Raw genomic sequence first — 16579 nt, 5'->3', positions numbered from 1 at the left:
TAAAAAACAATGATGCGCGCTAGGCAAACTGCCTTGCGCGCTTCATTCAGGGAGCTCTTAAAATAATTTAAAAGGTGTACTTAGCACGAATATAAAACGTCGTGCCCAAGAAAGCGGCACTATATGCACCGATTGAGTTCGTGTTTCCTGCTGATCTGCGCATTACTCTCCGTGGTTCGGTGTTGAACACATTATTAATACCTAATGCATATTCCCATTGATCTGAAGCGATGTAATTCACATTTAGATTCGAGTATGACCAACCATCAATAGTGTGCTTGGTTGGCTCACCTTGCTCAGGGCGACCGTCTGTTTCTGCTTCACCTAAATAATACGTAAACCAGTTCGCAGAGATATTGTCATACTGCCAATTAACGCTGAAATTCATCTTATTCTTGGGCTGGAACCCACCATTACTAGAATCGGTACCTACATAATCAGTCACGCCACCATCAAAGATACTGATCTCGTGTTTGAGCGCACGGTGCCAGTTCACGCCAACTCTAAAGTCGCCATATTGTGAGGTTCTAAACTTGTAGAATGCTTCACTATCAACACCTCGATAGTGGGACGCATTTAAGTTTTCATTGTAAGTATCTACACCCAGTAAAACACCTTTTAATGGCCCTGATTGGTAACGGTGTATATCATCACAGAAATCACCTGTTTCATTACACAGCTCTATCTTTCTTTGGGCCCTAAAAGTCGAGATCGTATTTTCAAGTTCAATATCGTAGTAGTCGAATGTCAGAGAGAAACCGTCAAGAGCCTGCGGAGTAAATACCAGACCAAGCGTCTTGATCACTGCTGTTTCAGGCTCAAGATCTGGGTTACCACCAGTATTCGTTCGGATCATGTCTAATCCATCTCTAAAGCCAGAAGCTGGAGCACCTGTTTTTAAACACCCACTATCATGTTCTTGGGTCAATGGCCTAATAGGGCCGTCAGCACCTGTTTTACATGGATCCGTACCATTCTCAAATGAAGGCAATTGCCCTTTAAATAGCTCCTGAATGTTGGCAGCCCTAAATGCTTGGCTAATGGTTGAACGCACGCTAAAGTCTTCGTTCACCGTCCAGAAAATAGACGCCTTAGAGTTTGTTGTGTTACCAGCACCTGTACTGTAATTTGAATATCGACTGGCAAGGTTCAACTCTAGCGAGTCTGCAAAAGCGACATCAGAAAGGAGGGGAATATTTAACTCAATGTACGCTTCTGAAACATTGTAGCCACCACCGGTTGGCCTACCATTACCATCAGTAGTCATCGCATGAACGGCATTACTGTCGGTTTGCTTTAATCCTTCCAATTCCATATAGCTAACACCCGATGCAATTCCTACTTCACCCGCAGGTAGCGTCATCACGGTGCCTGTTACATCAAACGTTGCCGTTTTAATTGATGAGTAGCCATAACTGACATTTGCCCAATCACCTGACACGTATTCCATAGCGCCTTCTGGCTGAGTTTGTCCAGGCTGCAAAAATATATTTAACGGAACACACGTTGACGAAATAAATTTAACCACCTCAGGACCTGTGCCACATCTCAGAGTTCCGCTTTCGTCGAAATGTGTTGGACCTACGGCTTCTCTTACACGCGCCCAGTTAAATACACCTTCTCGTGTTTCTTGGCTTTCATAACGGCCAAAAGTGTAGCCTGTCTGCCAAGACCATACGTCATCAAAGTCACCACTTAACCCAAGGGCAATGTGGAATTGGTTTGCATCGAACCGACTTTGACGAGGGCCAAATTCGTTCATTCGCTTGGACCATTTGTAAATGTCATAGCTTTGACCATTGGCATCTTTTGGACCAAATTTCTGGTTGTAGTAATTATCCTTTGAGATTGGAATGTCGTCATAACCCCCTATCCAAGGTATCAAAGGCTGCGCAGCTGAGTTTGAATCGTTATTTCTGTGTGTATATAAGACTTCAAAGTCGAGAACCACATTCTCTGATTTAAACGCTTGGCCGACATCATAGTTAGCAAAAGCCGACATACTATAGACTTCTGTAGGCTGCTGAAGAAAAGACTGCTCAAAATAGTTGTACGAATCTGCACTTGTATATTCATGAAACTCGCCGTAATCAGGGCCCTGAGTAAGTCGTCTACCCTCTGGATCTGTCACCGCTGTCCAAGGCAACCAATAACTGCCATCAGGTAACAGTGAACCATCATTTTGTAATGCAACTGGTGCTTCAGAAAAAGGAATGTCTTTAGAGTGAATCACATCATCTTCAGAATAGCTTGCCGAAAAAGTGACACTGCCTTTATCTGCTGCAAAGCCAGATACCATCTCAATGTGCTTTTTTGCACCATCAAAGTCGGTATTATTGCCATAACTGGCACTCACTTCTAACCCATCAAAGTCTTTCTTGGTGATAATATTCACTACCCCAGCAATCGCATCTGAGCCGTAAATCGCAGATGCACCATCCATCAGTACTTCGACACGTTCAACAATGCTGGTAGGAATTGCACCAAGGTCCACAGAAGAGTCTGCCCCTTTACCACCATATGGTAAACGTTTGCTATTCAATAATACGAGGGTTCTGTTCGTGCCTATCCCCCGCAGGTTAAACCTGACCGCCCCACTCCCATTTGCACTCAGCGAGTTTTCAGTAGGTTGCGATACCGTCATCGTTTGTAAAATATCACCAATGTTTTTATAAGGGCTCGCTTTAATGGCCTCTTTGTCTATTACAGTAACGGCACCAGCTGAAACTAGATTTGTTCGTGCTATGCGTGACCCTGTAACGACTATTTTCTCAACTTCGTTGTCTTCTGCATTCTCATTTGCCTGTGCTTCATAAGGCGCAAATGAACTAAATATAGCTAAGGATATCAAGTTGTATAAGAATGATGTTTTCTTCATTTTTCTTCTCTCACCGGAACGTTCCAAATCAGCAATGAAAATCCCTTCTAATATTCTATTTTTTGGGAATCCCACTACTTGACGGCTGCACAGCATAACTAATTCAGCAGTGCTTATTGTTATTTAAGCACCAATAGGAACGTTCCAAAAATTATCCTTTGGTATATATATATATTTTAAATGCATATACCATGTAAATAGCGCTTTCAAGTTAAATAGCGACTTAGAAAATAATTGTTTTGACCAATCGTAATAACGAAAAAATGCATTTTACACGCAGCTGATGATGAATTTATTCATACTTAAGCGAGAAAGAAACAAACAAAAAAAGCTGCGTAATAAACTACTCAATACAGTGAGGAAAATAAAAAGATAGAGGCTTTAAAGAAGTCTAGATGTCACCCACATGCCTCTGTTAGAAAAAATAAGCCATTGCTGGCACATCATATTTCTATAACGCGCCAGTTAACAGTAATTAAAATCCAATTATATCTGTCACTTAACAAGCTTTTGATAAATAATTACTGGTACATCTCGCATCGTATGTTGGGCAAATATCAAAAGAGTTATAGCCCGTAGCACCACCGATCTGTGGCGTATTTTTTACTGGTAAAGACTTGTTTTCAAGAGAAAGGTTTTTCATCTTTTTTTTATTGATCACTAGTTTCATTGCTTCGTTCCTTAAATTAATTAACCATAGTTCTTTGAACACTAAAAAGCCTCAGCTATTTAATCACCAAGCACAATTTACCGAGTTCATATTTAGAGTAAGAACATTATTGAGGATAGTCTACTTAAATGAAAAAGTACGCATAAAAGATAGATTTATAGGTCGAGCGGTGAAGCTCGACACTATTTACGTTGTGAGATTTAAAGTCGATACTGTGGAATTTGCTGTTACCGTGCCACTTTTTGAACGCTGCCGAATTAACAAACTCAGCCTCATCATCCAATTCAGTCAAACCTTGCGTGAGCAAGTTTACTTCATACTTTTCTTCTGCCACCCTAAAAATCTCAACAGCATGTTCAAATTCTTTCATGTTAATTGCAAGCTGTGCAGCAAAGACGTAATTTATAAAGTCTTCTCCACCCAAATAAAACAAATCATAAATGCCACGCCATACAGCTAAGTAGTCACCTACTGCCAAGTGAATTAAACTTTTCTCAAGGATATAAATTGGATCTTTTTAATGATGTCTGGTGCGTTATTCAACAACTGAAGTGCTTCTGCATACGCTTTTTTACGTTTGTAATACTGAAGCCTGCCTATACTTGCACGGTCTTCTGGTTTTATCACTTTAGCTAATTCATCAACAAATAAATGTGACTCCTTGGGGACTAATCTGGGTTAGGGTTAGCCTCTGACGCATTCAATCATTGCTCAGCGGTTCACCAAGACAAGGTCCGCGTACAAGTTACGTCACCTTGGTTGGCTAATTTGTTATTTCCAGCAAAAGTTAATCGGTAAAACTTTCAGCCTTATTGCGAATTTAGACCAATTTGACAATAGAGCGTATCCAAAGCCTAAGTTTGAATACGCCCTGACACTGACTATTTTGTATTATGCAGAGTGAACAGAACCAATATAATCTGCAACCCCATCTGTACATGAACGTGCATCGTCGCCATCAAACTCTTCTAAAATATAGATACGGACTTTGAGTTGAAAGTTGTTTGCGGTCGTAAGCTTATCAAGCATAGAACCCAAGTTTGGATCTTGATAAGAAATTGTCAGCGTATCATACGAACGCCAAGTTGTCGGATTGTAAGCTTTAACGACGACACCACGAGAGGTGTTTGTCACACTGTGAATTTCAGCGACACAAGACGTTGCAGCAGAAGCACCGAATGATGAGGCCACAGCAACAGCTGCGAAAGCTAATTTTTTAGTCAAAGATTTCATGATATTCCTTTAATTTTTATGATAATCGTTATTTGTGAGTACGACTTTGCACTTTTAATGCACAATAAATGTACAGCACAAATATGTAGTTCACATGACGTTTTGAAAGCTAAGAACCCGCGACAATGTCAAAATGCATTTCAAGTAGATGACACTAAATCCACTTTAACGTAACGAATGAGGGGGTGATTTTTCAGGCTAGTTTCTATTAAGATAAAGGAACGTAAATAAGACCCTATAATGAAAACAAGACAATAAGTTATAATGACCATTCTCACAAAAGAAATTCACGTTAGAGCTGCAACGATTAAAGACAAAGCCAGTTTATTACATTTAGAGCAAGCCGTTGTCGAAGCGGAGAGGCCATACAACGCGCAAATAAAAACAGCTGCCCACTACTACGATTTGGACGACCTGTTGACCAATCAAAACGCTCAGGTTGTGGTTGCTGAACATAAAGACGCAATCATCGCAACTGGCTATGTTCAGATAAGGCAATCAAAACCATCGCTAACTCATAGCAAACACGGATACCTAGGCTTTATGTATGTCAGTCCAGAGTTTCGCGGGCAAGCCTTAAACCAAAAAGTCATTCAATACTTGATGGCATGGGCTGAATCAAAAGGCATTTATGATTTTTATTTGGATGTTTACAACGACAATCAAGCCGCTATCAATGCCTATCAAAAACTAGGATTCGAGCCTTCATTATTGGAAATGAAAGTCAATACAGCGAAATAGTGCTGTATTGCTTTGTTTTAAGATGAACAAAAAAGAATAGAGGGTTCATACACACTTTTTAATCAAACAAAGCATCTCTAAAAGAGTGCGCTCTTTCTCTATTTTAATCCTTTTACACACTCTTTCCCCCCACTTTTCTATGGCTACTAGAATTGTTAATTACAAAACAATAATTGAAGTAAAAGCAGTAGTTAAGGCTAATTTCAAAAGCAATCAAGTTGTCCTAAATATAAAATTTTCGTCTACACTGAAATTATTCTGCGACTCACAAGGTCTTTTTCAGCAAGTCGTCCGGAGCGCAATAAAATTGCTTTTTTTGTATCGCGCGCATTTGCAAAAAAAGCCAATAAAAAGGAGTAGTCTGGTTAACAACTGTGATAAAGCACAGACACCAGCACGACTCACAACTTTGGCATAACCAAAAACACGAGGAAAATACAATGAAAGCATTAACAGGCGCCGCTATGGCAATGATGGTTGCGGGACTTGTTGGCTGTAATTCAACAAGTGACTCTGGTGCAACTAGCAATGCGAGCTCAGCAAATGCTGGCGGAGCAAAAACTGACTTAGTCCACTGCTACGACGTGAATGTTTGTGGTGGTCACAATGACTGTAAAACAGCAAGCAATGCCTGTGCAGGACATGCTTCGTGCAAAGGCACTGGGTTTGTTGGTATGCCTTCAAAGGCTTGCGCAGATGTTGGCGGAAAGCGCAAAGATGATTGGGTGGGCAGTATTGCTAAAGCAGACTTAGTACACTGTCATGATGTCAATATTTGTGGTGGACACAACGATTGTAAAACAGCAAACAATGCGTGTGCAGCACAAGCATCGTGCAAAGGTACTGGGTTTGTAAATATGCCAGCGAAAGCTTGTAAAGATATTGGTGGCAAAGTAGGCAGTTAATATTTCTAGGGTGGCTCAACTCTAAGAGTTAGTGCCACCCAAACCTGATAATAGCGAGTAAATATTGAGTAATACACCCCACCCATATATTGGATTTGGTCTTGGTTTACGTACCTGTTACTTTGAAGAGATTTTAGCAACACAACCCAATGTCGACTGGTTCGAAATAATCTCAGAAAACTACTTTGTTGACGGTGGCAAGCCTTGGCATTTCTTAGATCAAATTAAAGAGCAATACCCCATAGTGATGCACGGTGTCTCTATGTCAATTGGTAGTACCTCTGATATCAATTTTGACTATTTAGACAATCTTAAAAAAACCATAGATAGGGTTCAACCCTTATGGATTTCAGATCATCTCTGTTTTTCATCTTTAGGTGATTTTAATAGTCATGACCTGCTTCCAATGCCATATACCGAAGAGGCACTCAACCATCTGGCACAGCGTTTGAACATTGTTCAAGACTATTTACAAAGGCCATTGATACTTGAGAATGTGTCAAGCTATTTAACCTACCAAGCATCCCAGATGAGCGAATGGGAATTTCTATCTGAGCTGCACAGTAAAACAGATTGTCGTTACTTATTAGATATTAACAATATCTATGTGAGTGCTCGAAATCATGAATTTGAACCAGAGACGTTTCTTGATGCGATTCCACAAAAAGCCATTGCACAAATCCATTTGGCCGGGCATAGCGATTTTGGTAGCCACATCATAGATACACACGATCAACCGATCTGCGATCATGTGTGGCGCCTGTTTGAAAACTTTGCCAAAACTCGCGGCCCAATAAATACCATGATAGAGCGAGACGACAATTTCCCGCCATTTTCAGAGTTGATGGCAGAGCTGGATCATGCCAGAGCTATCGCACCTGCAACATGGAGTACGCATGACTTCGCTTGAGCAACTACAAAAAGACTTTGTCGAGATGCTCAGCCAAGACTCAACAAGGTTTGAAACACATATCGCTGCGCAATCAGGACTGGCACCAAGCCAGCGAGCAGAGATTTATCAAAATGCATACCGGATCCGGTTAACCAAAGTACTGGAGCAAGACCATGAGATGCTGGGGCTATACCTAGGAGACGACCTCTTCGAAGAAATGGTCAATGGTTACTTAGCAACATATCCTTCATGCGCACCTTCGTTAAGAGAGTTTGGAGACAGACTGCCACACTTTTTATCTTCACACGACCCGTTTAAAGAGCATGGCATACTCCAAGAAATAGCACTATTTGAAAGGCTCTTACTACGTGCGTTCGATGCTGCTGATAGTGACATATTACAATTCAGTCAGCTCCAGAATATACCGCAAGCGAGTTGGCCGAATATCCAATTTCAACTACATGCAAGTGTTCAGTTACTTACTTGTCAATACTCTGCTGTTGAAAGCTGGCAAGCACTTAAAAGTGAGCAACCCCCTCCTTCTCCAGAGATCCCCACTGAAAGGCACTGGATTATTGCGCGAGAACAAGATAAGCGCACTGGGTTTTACGCACTTTCACGGTGCCATTACGAATGTCTAAAAAGCATACAATCTGAACTTCCTTTTGGCTTTGTTTGTGAAACCGCCGCCCACCATACAGAATCAGAAGAGCAAGGTATGATGCAAGTTATGGAACTCCTCCAAAAAGGAACTGAATTGGGTTGGTTCCAAAGTGATATTAACCTACTGCAAGCTTAGGTGTTTACGATGAGAATGAGGCAAAAATTACAGCTTTATCAAATAAGCGTTATATTCAGTATGGTTTTTGCCTTAATTGGTTTCAGCTATAACACATGGCGCCTTGAGGTCACTGAGCACAACAGTAATATTAGGTTAGCGTGTTTTGAGATTCTGAAAGAACTGGCAGCGTTAGAGCAACTGGTTTATATCGCCCACTATGACGGTGACATGGTGACGGCAAGCCCCAGAAAAGGCTGGATAAAGGTGGGCTTGATTCAAGACTTTAGCTATTTAACAAATGAAGAAGTTAAAAACAAGGCGGCCACCCTGCACACTACTTGGTCTAACAATTGGGAAAGCATAGCAACAAGCAATCAGTCGGTAGAGCTCATAGTCCGTGATATCGACAATGTAAAGACCAATATCAAAGCGCTGTTAATAACCCTTAAATAATGCAAACAAACACGACCTACCTGCTATTTAAGCTGCAAGGTAAAAACAGAGTTTTTAGTGGCCTTCTTGATTACCCCACCTCACAACTCATTGTCTTTTTGTAACTTTTTACATACCTCGTACATTTGAACGTTATATGCTTTAGCAAAATTATACCGAGAAATACGCGCTCGTTTAGCATCTTCTCCTCTAATCACATCTCCTGTTTCAGAGAGGTACTTTGTCCCACAACGCCCTTTTATCATCTCAACTGATGTCTGCTCTAAACCTGGTAACACAGGGCGCCTGCCTTGAGTTAAATACAAACGATAGTCCTGTTGCTTTACAGCTCGGTTTATAGCTTCATCTACATCATTATTCATCTCTTTTTGCACCGTATCAGTACTATCCATTTTCCGCTGCTCAGCAATGCAGCCTCCAACAAACCAAACCCACAATAGAAGAAGTACTCTCATGTTTTTACCCCCGCGTTACATCTAACTGCGAAAAAGCATAGTAAGAGTCCTAACAGGTAGTATAAGTTACCTGAAGATCCACCTGAACTTGACGGTGGCGTTGAAACCGTAATAGATACCTGTGCTGTTGACTCAGCATCATTTGAGTCGCGTAACACATACGTTAGCTGCTCTGCCCCAATAAACCCCTGAGCAGGTGTGTAAGAGATTTGATTATTAGACACAAACACATTGCCATTACCCTGATAGCTGATACTACCAATTGCTAAAGCATCACCATCCACGTCACTGTCATTAGACAACACGTTCAACAGATTGTTATCACTGTCTTGTATGACGTTAAACGTGTCATTTGCAGCTTGTGGTGCATCATTTACTGCCGTAACAGTAATTTGCGCATTAAAGACACTACTGGTCAAAGCCCCACGAGTGGCAGTCAAAGGGACTGATAACACGCCATTAAAATTGTCCTCTGGCCTGACTTCAAGTCCCGTAAACGTGTAATTTTCACCAGCTCGAATAGTGAGTGATTCGGCATTAAACCCACCGGCATAATTAAAGTTATTTACTGAAAGCGTGATACTACTGTCTTCTGCCACTTCCAGTGTTTGTTGTGCTGTAATATCTGGTGCAATGGGTTCACTTGACCCATTAATCGAAATTAAACCACTACTCATCGCGAAGAAAATGTTGTTTACGCACTCTATCTTCAACTTTCCCTGAGACGAACTGGCTAATTGTGCCAATGTAATAACCTGCTCTCCATCATTTGGCACATTGTCAGCAACAATTGTAGGAAACGAAGCTCCGCCATCTAGTGACAGCAAGATATCAACCTGTTGGCATGAAATTGGCGCATTGTGAGTACCCGCGGTATCCCATTGCACCGTTTGTTGACCCAGAGCCCATTGCGTATCTGCTCGGGGCTCAGTCACTGAAAACCCTTGCTGATTACCAATCACATTAATTAAGGTTGCATCATCAGCAATATTGCCTTCGCTATCTCTCACTAGTAGCTTAAAAGACAGTGTTCGAGTCGTTGTTGGCAGTGCCTCACCATAACTAGATTGACCGGATAAAACGTCAGCAAGTTTTGGAAACGTTCTCAACCCACTCTCTACAGGGTTGAACACTCTAAATAGAGGGCCACTACCACTGTCTGTTGCATCATCCTGCGCACTGCTTGTTGCATTGCCTAAATCAGTTTGTTGCCAGCTGAAACTCAGCGTATCTCCATCACTATCTGTCGCGCTGCCTGCAAGTGTAAACGGCGTTCGTGCCGGTATCGTAAAATCAGCGCCAGCATTGACCACAGGCGCTTGGTTTGTTTTCGCTGTGCGAGTACCACAAGTGCTGCCACCTCCTTGACGAGTAAAAGCAGCCATTTGCTCAAGAGAATGTACGTGGAAATACGGATCTGAATTAGTCTGTAAGTTTTGTGATTCACAGATCCCGGTATAAGCCATAATCGTGGACCCGCTGCCAGGTTCAAATGCAGCAGAATCAACGCGATTGCCTGCACAAGCGCCCGCTAGCCCGTTATAGGTATGATCAGCCCCAAGTTGGTGGCCAATTTCATGGGCGACATAATCGATGTAAAATGCGTCGTTAATTGGTTGTGGGTTGCCTGTTACCCCTTCAGCTTTGGCACTACTGCACGCAACCCCAAAGCCAGCCAAGCCACCCCCTCCGGTTCCTACGAGGTGGCCAATATCATAGGCTTGTGCACCAATAGCACCATCAATAACCGTGGTAAGTTCATCTATGTCTGTATCATCGTTCACGAACGGATCCGTATTCGGATCTAGAAAAATAAGGTCATCATTATTTGCAACCAGTTCAAATGACGTGGACAAATCTCGTAAATAAACCTGATTAATTCTATTTACCAATGTCACCAAGGCAGCCATCACTGTTGATTTAGTTCCACCATGAAACTGACTGTATTCACCTGTCGCCGTAATAGCTAAACGGTATTTCAGATCATCGGTAAGTGGTGTTGAAAAGCGGGGAGTCACACTCAATACAGCACGTTGCCCCTGAAGGCTCTCGTGCTTTATAGGTTCATGGAAAGTATGTTGTCTCTCGTTTAAAGGTTTTGCCAGCGCACTTTTGTAATACACTCGATACTGTTCGATTTCACCCGAGCTGGTAGTTGGGTCAATATATATTGTGCGCCCTACGCGCTCATACACACCAAAAAAACCATTAGGGGAATAATCAAATACGCCATTAACACTTGGATTATCAATTTGCTGGCCTAGATACGTTTTAATGCTAGGAAATCGACTTTGTAATTCTTTTGGCATCACCGAGTAAGGTGTTAGTCTAAAACGCAGTAATGTGCCTTCAGGGCTGGGTATATCAAGAAATATGCTTTGGGAAGCTAAAGACTCTGACAGGCGCTCAGCATTTAAATGCGCGCGAACACTGCCAACATCGCTTACTTTCGCTGATTTGTTATATTGAAATGACCACAAAGTTTCTTCACTTTGGGCAAGACAAGTAACCATAAAAAACAAGACAAAAACAGCAACAGACTTTACCATGACAGTCACCAATTATCTGCACTCAATTATTACAGCATAGTCATATTAAGACCAATTGCCTGAAAATAGCCTTATATTTAAAAACGCGCATTTGATAAAGCAGTGCAACATCGATCAAACCCCACGAGATCAGACCGCTTTTTACCCACACTTTTAAAGCTAGATAGGCTGTATTTCAAAAGTATGACTTCCGTGAGATATTTCTTACAAAATGTGTAAGCTAAACATGTAACAACTTGTAATAGTGTACAAAAACTCATCAGACCTCTTGAAACCATCAAGCAAAAACTCTAGAGTGCAGTCCATTAACTTTGCAAAGGGAAACGCAATGATATTTTTAATAAGATGGATAAGTTGTATCGCAATGACAACTCTGTCACTAATTTACTTGATAGAAGGGGAGTTTTTATACACCGCACTGATGGCAATATTCGCCTTCATAGTAAATCCAGGTACGAAGGCTTCGCCAGTGGAGCATGAAAATGGAAAGCGTTTATTCGATAAATACCTCGTCGACAAACCTAAAAGAGATAGAAGCAGCCTAAAGCCTTGGTAGCTAAATCAGCTAGATTTAAGAGCGTCATTGCTACTTTATTGAAGCCTTAATGGCGTTCTATGGCCCGACAAACATTTTATTGTGATCAGCGAGCGCTCTTTTAACTTTATTAATGAGCGTTCTATCTGTGTCTAAATGAAAGGCCATGCAAGCACGTCTATCAGATGAGTTTCGCACCTCTATCACAGGATCAACTTGACTATAGTCTACCCCCATCAATTTCAAGCGCTCATACATTGTATACTCTGTCGTCAATAAAAAGTCGATACGACCCGCTACCAACTTTTTTTGAGAAGCACTAGGGTCTGCGGTGATATCTAAGTTCACCCCAGCCTCAAAACCTTGATTTACAAGAAATTCATGGACAACACTGCCACGAACCACAGAAATAACATAATTTTTTGCGTCTTCTATCGATGCAACTTGTATATCTGTGCGGCTCTTTAATTTGAATAGGTATTGACGGACTGGGCGCATTAATGGGCATGCCCATTCAAACTGCTTTTCACGATCTGCATTTCTATATATTGAATAAATCATGGTATTAGGCTGCGTTTTGGCAAGCTTCATAGAACGTGCCCATGGGTATAGGTTAATGTCGTACTCTACCCCTGCTGCGTCTAAAACTTCTCTTACCTTTTTTGTAGCACGGCCGACAATAACTCCTTGCTCATTTGCATAGTTATAGGGCACCCATTCCTCAGTCACCACTTGAAGCTTCGGCATGGCACCGCTCAACCCACTTACGGACAAACAGCAACACAATATAACTAACCGTGTCGGTATGCTAAACACGTTTAGACCTCCCAACAATTCCGCTTCACACTGCACCCTAATTAAGGCTATTACCCTATAAATATTAGGATAGACGCTTAGTGTGAATCGTTAAAAGTAAAAGTACAAAAATGTAAAAGCAGTATGATTTATCATCCTTGTACCTTTAAATTGAGATCCCATCTTTACTAGGTCACCCCAGTCACATTAGCGAAAAAATACCACTTTTTGAATTTTCCCATTTTCAACCTGATAACTAGTTACAAACTCAGAACGCTTGTCCACTACATCTGGTTTTTCAGAACATATTTCCGAAGTTTCGTGATCAATAACGATATTGCCATTGGTAATACGTTTTATAGAGGTCGCTTTGAGACAATGCATTTTCTCAAACATCAGCCCATAGCGTTTAATGAGTTGCTTTTTCCCTTTAAACATAAGCGTTTGTGGGTAAATATAAAACTCGACATTTTCGTCGTACAAGGAGATGAACTTCCTAATATCTTGCCTGTTATAAGCAGAAATTAACGCATCTACGACAGCTTCAGCGGCTTTTTCTTCATCAGACTTTTCCAGATTATATTGACTAGCCGTTCCTTCAAAAGCAGGGTTTGCTGCTACGATACAAGAAAAAAACAGCAAGATAATTGACAATAAGTACCTCATAATTCCCCCATTTTGGTACATTCGACGGGAATTATAGCAAGTTTAGACATTTTTATACAGTGAACAAACTAAGGCCTTAAATTACCAGTATTGCTCTACTGTAATGTGCCCTGCTTCGGCTCTGCGATGTTTTTTAAATCCCATTTCCAACAATAATGCTGTTGTATCTTTCACCATCGCTGGGTTGCCACACAGCATAAAGTGGTGATCTTGTGCGAACTCACCTATATTGCAGTATGACAGTAATTCACCATTGCTCAAAACATGGGTAATACGTCCGTGAAGACCATTTTCTGGCGTTTCTCTACTTACGAGCTGTACATATTTGAATTGCGGGAACAACTTTTCCGTTGCTTTAATTTGGTCCTGATAACAAAGGTCGGTATTGTGCCTTACGCCATGAACCAACACCACGCGATCGTAATCTCGCCATAGTTTACCATCAGCCAGTATCGATAAAAATGGCCCAATGGCTGTACCCGTCGACAACATCCAGAGCGTGTTTGCTTTTGGGACCTCATCAAGTACAAAGAATCCGCTCGGTTTAGTGTTAACCCATATATTGTCGCCTTCCCCTAACTGCGCAAGATGACTTGAAAGCGCCCCTTTATCCACTTCTATTAAAAAGAATTCTAACAATGGGTCTGCAGGAGCATTAACAAATGAATATGCTCTGGCCACTTTTCTATTATTTATCTCAAGGCCTAACTTAGTAAATTGTCCAGCAAAAAATGGCTCGATATCAGCGGCGACTTTGAGGCTAAATAAACTCGGTGTCCACCAATTAATTTCAACAACTTTTCCTTCTACCCAATTCGACATAGTCGCACCATAAAAAATGCATATACTAAAACAATGGCATAGAATCAAAGCTTGTCAAAGATCTTGGCACCAAGTGCTTGCTAACCCGCTTTTTAGTTTAGTTTCGGGTGGTAAAAATACGGTTCTTTTGGGCACTAAATCTCCCGCATCAAGGCTCTCAAGTAACTGCGAAACATGCTCAACATACCCATACTCTATGAGCTTCGGCACATGCTGAATGGTGTAGCTGATAACATCAGCTGCCATCGTATTTTTGACGACACTCTCATGCATTAAGTCTAACCACGCTAGGTACGCCAAATCGCTATCTGGTAAATAATTATCAGGCAGCTCTGCTAATTTCGTGCGGTAGTGATCAAAAATATCGAGTTTCCTCGAAATAAGCGCTGCGCCTAGCAGATTCACGGTCACCCTCGCGGCGCTTCTTTTATGCTGAACCTTCAAATAATAATTGCGCGCTTCACTGAAAAATTTGACTGCATCTACCGCCTTGCCAAGTACGACGGCTGTGTTTCCTTTTACTACCAATAATCCAGCTTTACGATTACCATTGAGAATTGCTTCGTCAATGCTTTGCAACAGTTGAAAGCTAATTGCAGGTTGCTGTTTCATGCGATAGGCAATGGCCAAATTGACTTTTACTGTCATTTTATCAATGTCGTTAAATGCATACTTAAACGTACATTTGTATGCAGAAATTGCCTCATCAAACTGACCATTTCTTCGGTATGCTACGCCGATGGCATTTGTTACCACGAATAAGTATGGTGTGATGTAGGGGGCAAGACGCGGTGCAGAGAGTAACTTTACCATTTGCTCAACAAGTGGCATATTTTTTGTGCTGCTTGCAGCAACGAGTACATCTTTGTATATCAAGATCGTTTCGGTGTTGTCTTGGTCTAATAGCCGCTTGGCAATTTTTTCGAACTCTTTTATTGCCTCATCAGGCTTGTTACGTGCAAGGTACTTTATATCATCAGCAACAGGTTTACTGCCAGCCGCAGCATAGGTTTGACTCAGCAGCATTATCGCAACCACTGTATTGATACACATTTTTCGAATCATACCTACTTTACTCTTTACAGCCTGTGCTTATTTTAAAACATAGTACACCCAGAAAAACCGCGGATCCAGAATACAAATTTATACAACAATTGGCTCAACTTTGTGCAAATACAGAATACAGTAGACGAGACAGCCTCAGTGAGATACCTGCAAAGCGAAAAGCTGCTACCTTATTAAGCTCTATTAGGTGTTATTTTAACGTCGTATCTCAGCAAAGAAATTTCCGAGTCGACTGCCTAGAAGATATGTCGTCGGCACGACCGTGAGGTTGCGAAATAGTATCAACGTTATTTAGGACAGATCAGAAGATAAAAAAAAGCCGCACTACGTGCGGCTTTTTGGGTGTGATTCGCTTTGTTTTAGGCGTGTCTCCAAAACTCTGCGATTACGTTACCAAGGAACTGTTGTAACAGCACTAACAGTACTGTTTAAAATTTAAATCGATTCAAGCGCGATTTTAACCATTTCGTTAAACGTGCTCTGACGCTCTTCAGGTGGTGTTGCTTCACCAGTGATTACGTGATCACTTACCGTGAACAATGCCATTGCTTTTGCGCCGTATTCAGCAGCAACACCGTACATACCCGCTGTTTCCATATCAACAGCCAATACACCTAATTTATCTAGTTCGTTATAAAACTCACCATCGGCTTGGTAAAAGGTATCCGTTGTGAACACGTTACCAACCTTTGCTTCAATACCAAGTTTTCGTGCTGCGTTTACGCCATTTTCAAGCAATCCAAAATCTGCAATTGCTGCGTAGTCGTACCCACGAACACGCGCTCTGTTTACATTTGAATCGGTGCTTGCACCCTGAGCGAAAATAACGTCGCGGATCTTAGTATCTTGACTGATACCGCCACACGTACCAATACGAATTAGGTTTTTAACCCCAAAGCTTACAATAAGCTCGCGAGCGTAAATAGACATTGATGGGATACCCATACCTGAACCCATGATACTTACAGGCTTGCCATTGTATGTTCCCGTGAATCCAAACATGTTACGAACATCTGTAACTTGTCGAGCGTCTTCTAAAAAGTTCTCAGCAATATACTTTGCACGTAGTGGATCACCCGGCATCAATACCGTTTCAGCAAAATCACCTGGGTTTGCATTAATATGCGGAGTACTCATAA

General features: G+C 41.5%; 17 protein-coding genes. 6 read left to right on the top strand and 11 right to left on the bottom strand.

Annotation, left to right across the window (positions count from 1 at the left end; translation table 11 throughout):
• Window positions 1–67: 67 nt before the first annotated feature.
• The 4 genes from N480_RS11905 to N480_RS11895 all read right to left on the bottom strand — a co-directional run bounded on the left by N480_RS11905 (window position 68) and on the right by N480_RS11895 (window position 4781).
• Complete coding sequence (locus N480_RS11905) at window positions 68–2878, bottom strand: TonB-dependent receptor plug domain-containing protein (RefSeq protein ID WP_063372721.1); 2811 nt, start codon at window positions 2876–2878, stop codon at window positions 68–70.
• A 499-nt stretch (window positions 2879–3377) separates the two neighbouring features.
• Window positions 3378–3548, bottom strand: coding sequence for a hypothetical protein (locus tag N480_RS25345; RefSeq protein ID WP_155732829.1), 171 nt, complete (start codon window positions 3546–3548; stop codon window positions 3378–3380).
• Window positions 3549–3672: 124 nt separating this feature from the next.
• Window positions 3673–4026 carry a hypothetical protein gene (locus tag N480_RS11900; protein WP_063372720.1) on the bottom strand — a complete coding sequence of 118 codons (354 nt, stop codon included), beginning with the start codon at window positions 4024–4026 and terminating at the stop codon, window positions 3673–3675.
• 413 nt (window positions 4027–4439) lie between these two features.
• On the bottom strand, window positions 4440–4781 hold the full coding sequence (locus N480_RS11895; RefSeq protein WP_063372719.1) for a hypothetical protein: 342 nt from the start codon (window positions 4779–4781) through the stop codon (window positions 4440–4442).
• A gap of 264 nt (window positions 4782–5045) precedes the next feature.
• Between N480_RS11895 and N480_RS11890 the strand changes: the two genes are divergently transcribed.
• The 5 genes from N480_RS11890 to N480_RS11870 all read left to right on the top strand — a co-directional run bounded on the left by N480_RS11890 (window position 5046) and on the right by N480_RS11870 (window position 8553).
• Window positions 5046–5522 carry a GNAT family N-acetyltransferase gene (locus N480_RS11890; protein WP_231102257.1) on the top strand — a complete coding sequence of 159 codons (477 nt, stop codon included), beginning with the start codon at window positions 5046–5048 and terminating at the stop codon, window positions 5520–5522.
• A gap of 440 nt (window positions 5523–5962) precedes the next feature.
• Complete coding sequence (locus N480_RS11885; RefSeq protein ID WP_063372777.1) at window positions 5963–6427, top strand: hypothetical protein; 465 nt, start codon at window positions 5963–5965, stop codon at window positions 6425–6427.
• A gap of 64 nt (window positions 6428–6491) precedes the next feature.
• Entirely contained in the window at window positions 6492–7337 is an 846-nt protein-coding gene (locus N480_RS11880) for a DUF692 domain-containing protein (RefSeq protein WP_081231843.1), read from the top strand.
• On the top strand, window positions 7324–8118 hold the full coding sequence (locus N480_RS11875) for a DNA-binding domain-containing protein (protein WP_063372717.1): 795 nt from the start codon (window positions 7324–7326) through the stop codon (window positions 8116–8118). Before N480_RS11880 ends, N480_RS11875 begins: the two co-directional genes overlap by 14 nt.
• 9 nt (window positions 8119–8127) lie before the next feature.
• A complete protein-coding gene (locus N480_RS11870) occupies window positions 8128–8553 on the top strand; it encodes a hypothetical protein (protein WP_063372716.1) in 426 nt (141 codons plus the stop codon).
• An 80-nt stretch (window positions 8554–8633) separates the two neighbouring features.
• On the opposite strand, the gene N480_RS11865 is transcribed toward N480_RS11870, so the two are convergent.
• On the bottom strand, window positions 8634–9008 hold the full coding sequence (locus N480_RS11865; RefSeq protein ID WP_155732828.1) for a hypothetical protein: 375 nt from the start codon (window positions 9006–9008) through the stop codon (window positions 8634–8636).
• A complete protein-coding gene (locus tag N480_RS11860) occupies window positions 9005–11557 on the bottom strand; it encodes a reprolysin-like metallopeptidase (protein ID WP_063372714.1) in 2553 nt (850 codons plus the stop codon). Before N480_RS11860 ends, N480_RS11865 begins: the two co-directional genes overlap by 4 nt.
• Window positions 11558–11885: 328 nt before the next feature.
• Between N480_RS11860 and N480_RS11855 the strand changes: the two genes are divergently transcribed.
• Window positions 11886–12113 carry a hypothetical protein gene (locus N480_RS11855; RefSeq protein WP_063372713.1) on the top strand — a complete coding sequence of 76 codons (228 nt, stop codon included), beginning with the start codon at window positions 11886–11888 and terminating at the stop codon, window positions 12111–12113.
• A 57-nt stretch (window positions 12114–12170) separates the two neighbouring features.
• Here the strand turns inward: N480_RS11855 and N480_RS11850 are convergent, their stop codons facing one another.
• The 5 genes from N480_RS11850 to deoD form a co-directional block, all read right to left on the bottom strand.
• A complete protein-coding gene (locus N480_RS11850) occupies window positions 12171–12839 on the bottom strand; it encodes a substrate-binding periplasmic protein (RefSeq protein ID WP_063372712.1) in 669 nt (222 codons plus the stop codon).
• Window positions 12840–13094: 255 nt separating this feature from the next.
• Complete coding sequence (locus N480_RS11845) at window positions 13095–13553, bottom strand: nuclear transport factor 2 family protein (protein ID WP_063372711.1); 459 nt, start codon at window positions 13551–13553, stop codon at window positions 13095–13097.
• Window positions 13554–13634: 81 nt separating this feature from the next.
• Window positions 13635–14375 carry a ferredoxin--NADP reductase gene (locus N480_RS11840; RefSeq protein ID WP_063372710.1) on the bottom strand — a complete coding sequence of 247 codons (741 nt, stop codon included), beginning with the start codon at window positions 14373–14375 and terminating at the stop codon, window positions 13635–13637.
• Between the two features lie 54 nt (window positions 14376–14429).
• A complete protein-coding gene (locus tag N480_RS11835; protein ID WP_063372709.1) occupies window positions 14430–15440 on the bottom strand; it encodes a hypothetical protein in 1011 nt (336 codons plus the stop codon).
• A 435-nt stretch (window positions 15441–15875) separates the two neighbouring features.
• Window positions 15876–16577 (bottom strand): purine-nucleoside phosphorylase, encoded by a 702-nt coding sequence (gene deoD / locus N480_RS11830; RefSeq protein WP_063372708.1) that lies wholly within the window; start codon window positions 16575–16577, stop codon window positions 15876–15878.
• Window positions 16578–16579: the final 2 nt, after the last annotated feature.

This window comes from Pseudoalteromonas luteoviolacea S2607, assembly GCF_001625575.1.
Taxonomy (GTDB): Bacteria; Pseudomonadota; Gammaproteobacteria; order Enterobacterales; family Alteromonadaceae; genus Pseudoalteromonas; species Pseudoalteromonas luteoviolacea_E.
The sequence above is the reverse complement of the archived record's forward strand: the minus strand, read 5'-3'. Positions and strand labels throughout refer to the sequence as shown.

Bases quoted from the DNA above. Each gene is read 5' to 3' on its own strand.
- N480_RS11860 (WP_063372714.1), bottom strand. From the start codon at position 11,557: ATGGTAAAGTCTGTTGCTGTTTTTGTCTTGTTTTTTATGGTTACTTGT.
- N480_RS11885 (WP_063372777.1), top strand. From the start codon at position 5,963: ATGAAAGCATTAACAGGCGCCGCTATGGCAATGATGGTTGCGGGACTT.
- N480_RS11840 (WP_063372710.1), bottom strand. From the start codon at position 14,375: ATGTCGAATTGGGTAGAAGGAAAAGTTGTTGAAATTAATTGGTGGACA.
- N480_RS11835 (WP_063372709.1), bottom strand. From the start codon at position 15,440: ATGATTCGAAAAATGTGTATCAATACAGTGGTTGCGATAATGCTGCTG.
- N480_RS11890 (WP_231102257.1), top strand. From the start codon at position 5,046: ATGACCATTCTCACAAAAGAAATTCACGTTAGAGCTGCAACGATTAAA.
- N480_RS11850 (WP_063372712.1), bottom strand. From the start codon at position 12,839: ATGCCGAAGCTTCAAGTGGTGACTGAGGAATGGGTGCCCTATAACTAT.
- N480_RS11865 (WP_155732828.1), bottom strand. From the start codon at position 9,008: ATGAGAGTACTTCTTCTATTGTGGGTTTGGTTTGTTGGAGGCTGCATT.
- deoD (WP_063372708.1), bottom strand. From the start codon at position 16,577: ATGAGTACTCCGCATATTAATGCAAACCCAGGTGATTTTGCTGAAACG.
- N480_RS11870 (WP_063372716.1), top strand. From the start codon at position 8,128: ATGAGAATGAGGCAAAAATTACAGCTTTATCAAATAAGCGTTATATTC.
- N480_RS11875 (WP_063372717.1), top strand. From the start codon at position 7,324: ATGACTTCGCTTGAGCAACTACAAAAAGACTTTGTCGAGATGCTCAGC.
- N480_RS11895 (WP_063372719.1), bottom strand. From the start codon at position 4,781: ATGAAATCTTTGACTAAAAAATTAGCTTTCGCAGCTGTTGCTGTGGCC.
- N480_RS11855 (WP_063372713.1), top strand. From the start codon at position 11,886: ATGATATTTTTAATAAGATGGATAAGTTGTATCGCAATGACAACTCTG.
- N480_RS11905 (WP_063372721.1), bottom strand. From the start codon at position 2,878: ATGAAGAAAACATCATTCTTATACAACTTGATATCCTTAGCTATATTT.
- N480_RS11845 (WP_063372711.1), bottom strand. From the start codon at position 13,553: ATGAGGTACTTATTGTCAATTATCTTGCTGTTTTTTTCTTGTATCGTA.
- N480_RS25345 (WP_155732829.1), bottom strand. From the start codon at position 3,548: ATGAAACTAGTGATCAATAAAAAAAAGATGAAAAACCTTTCTCTTGAA.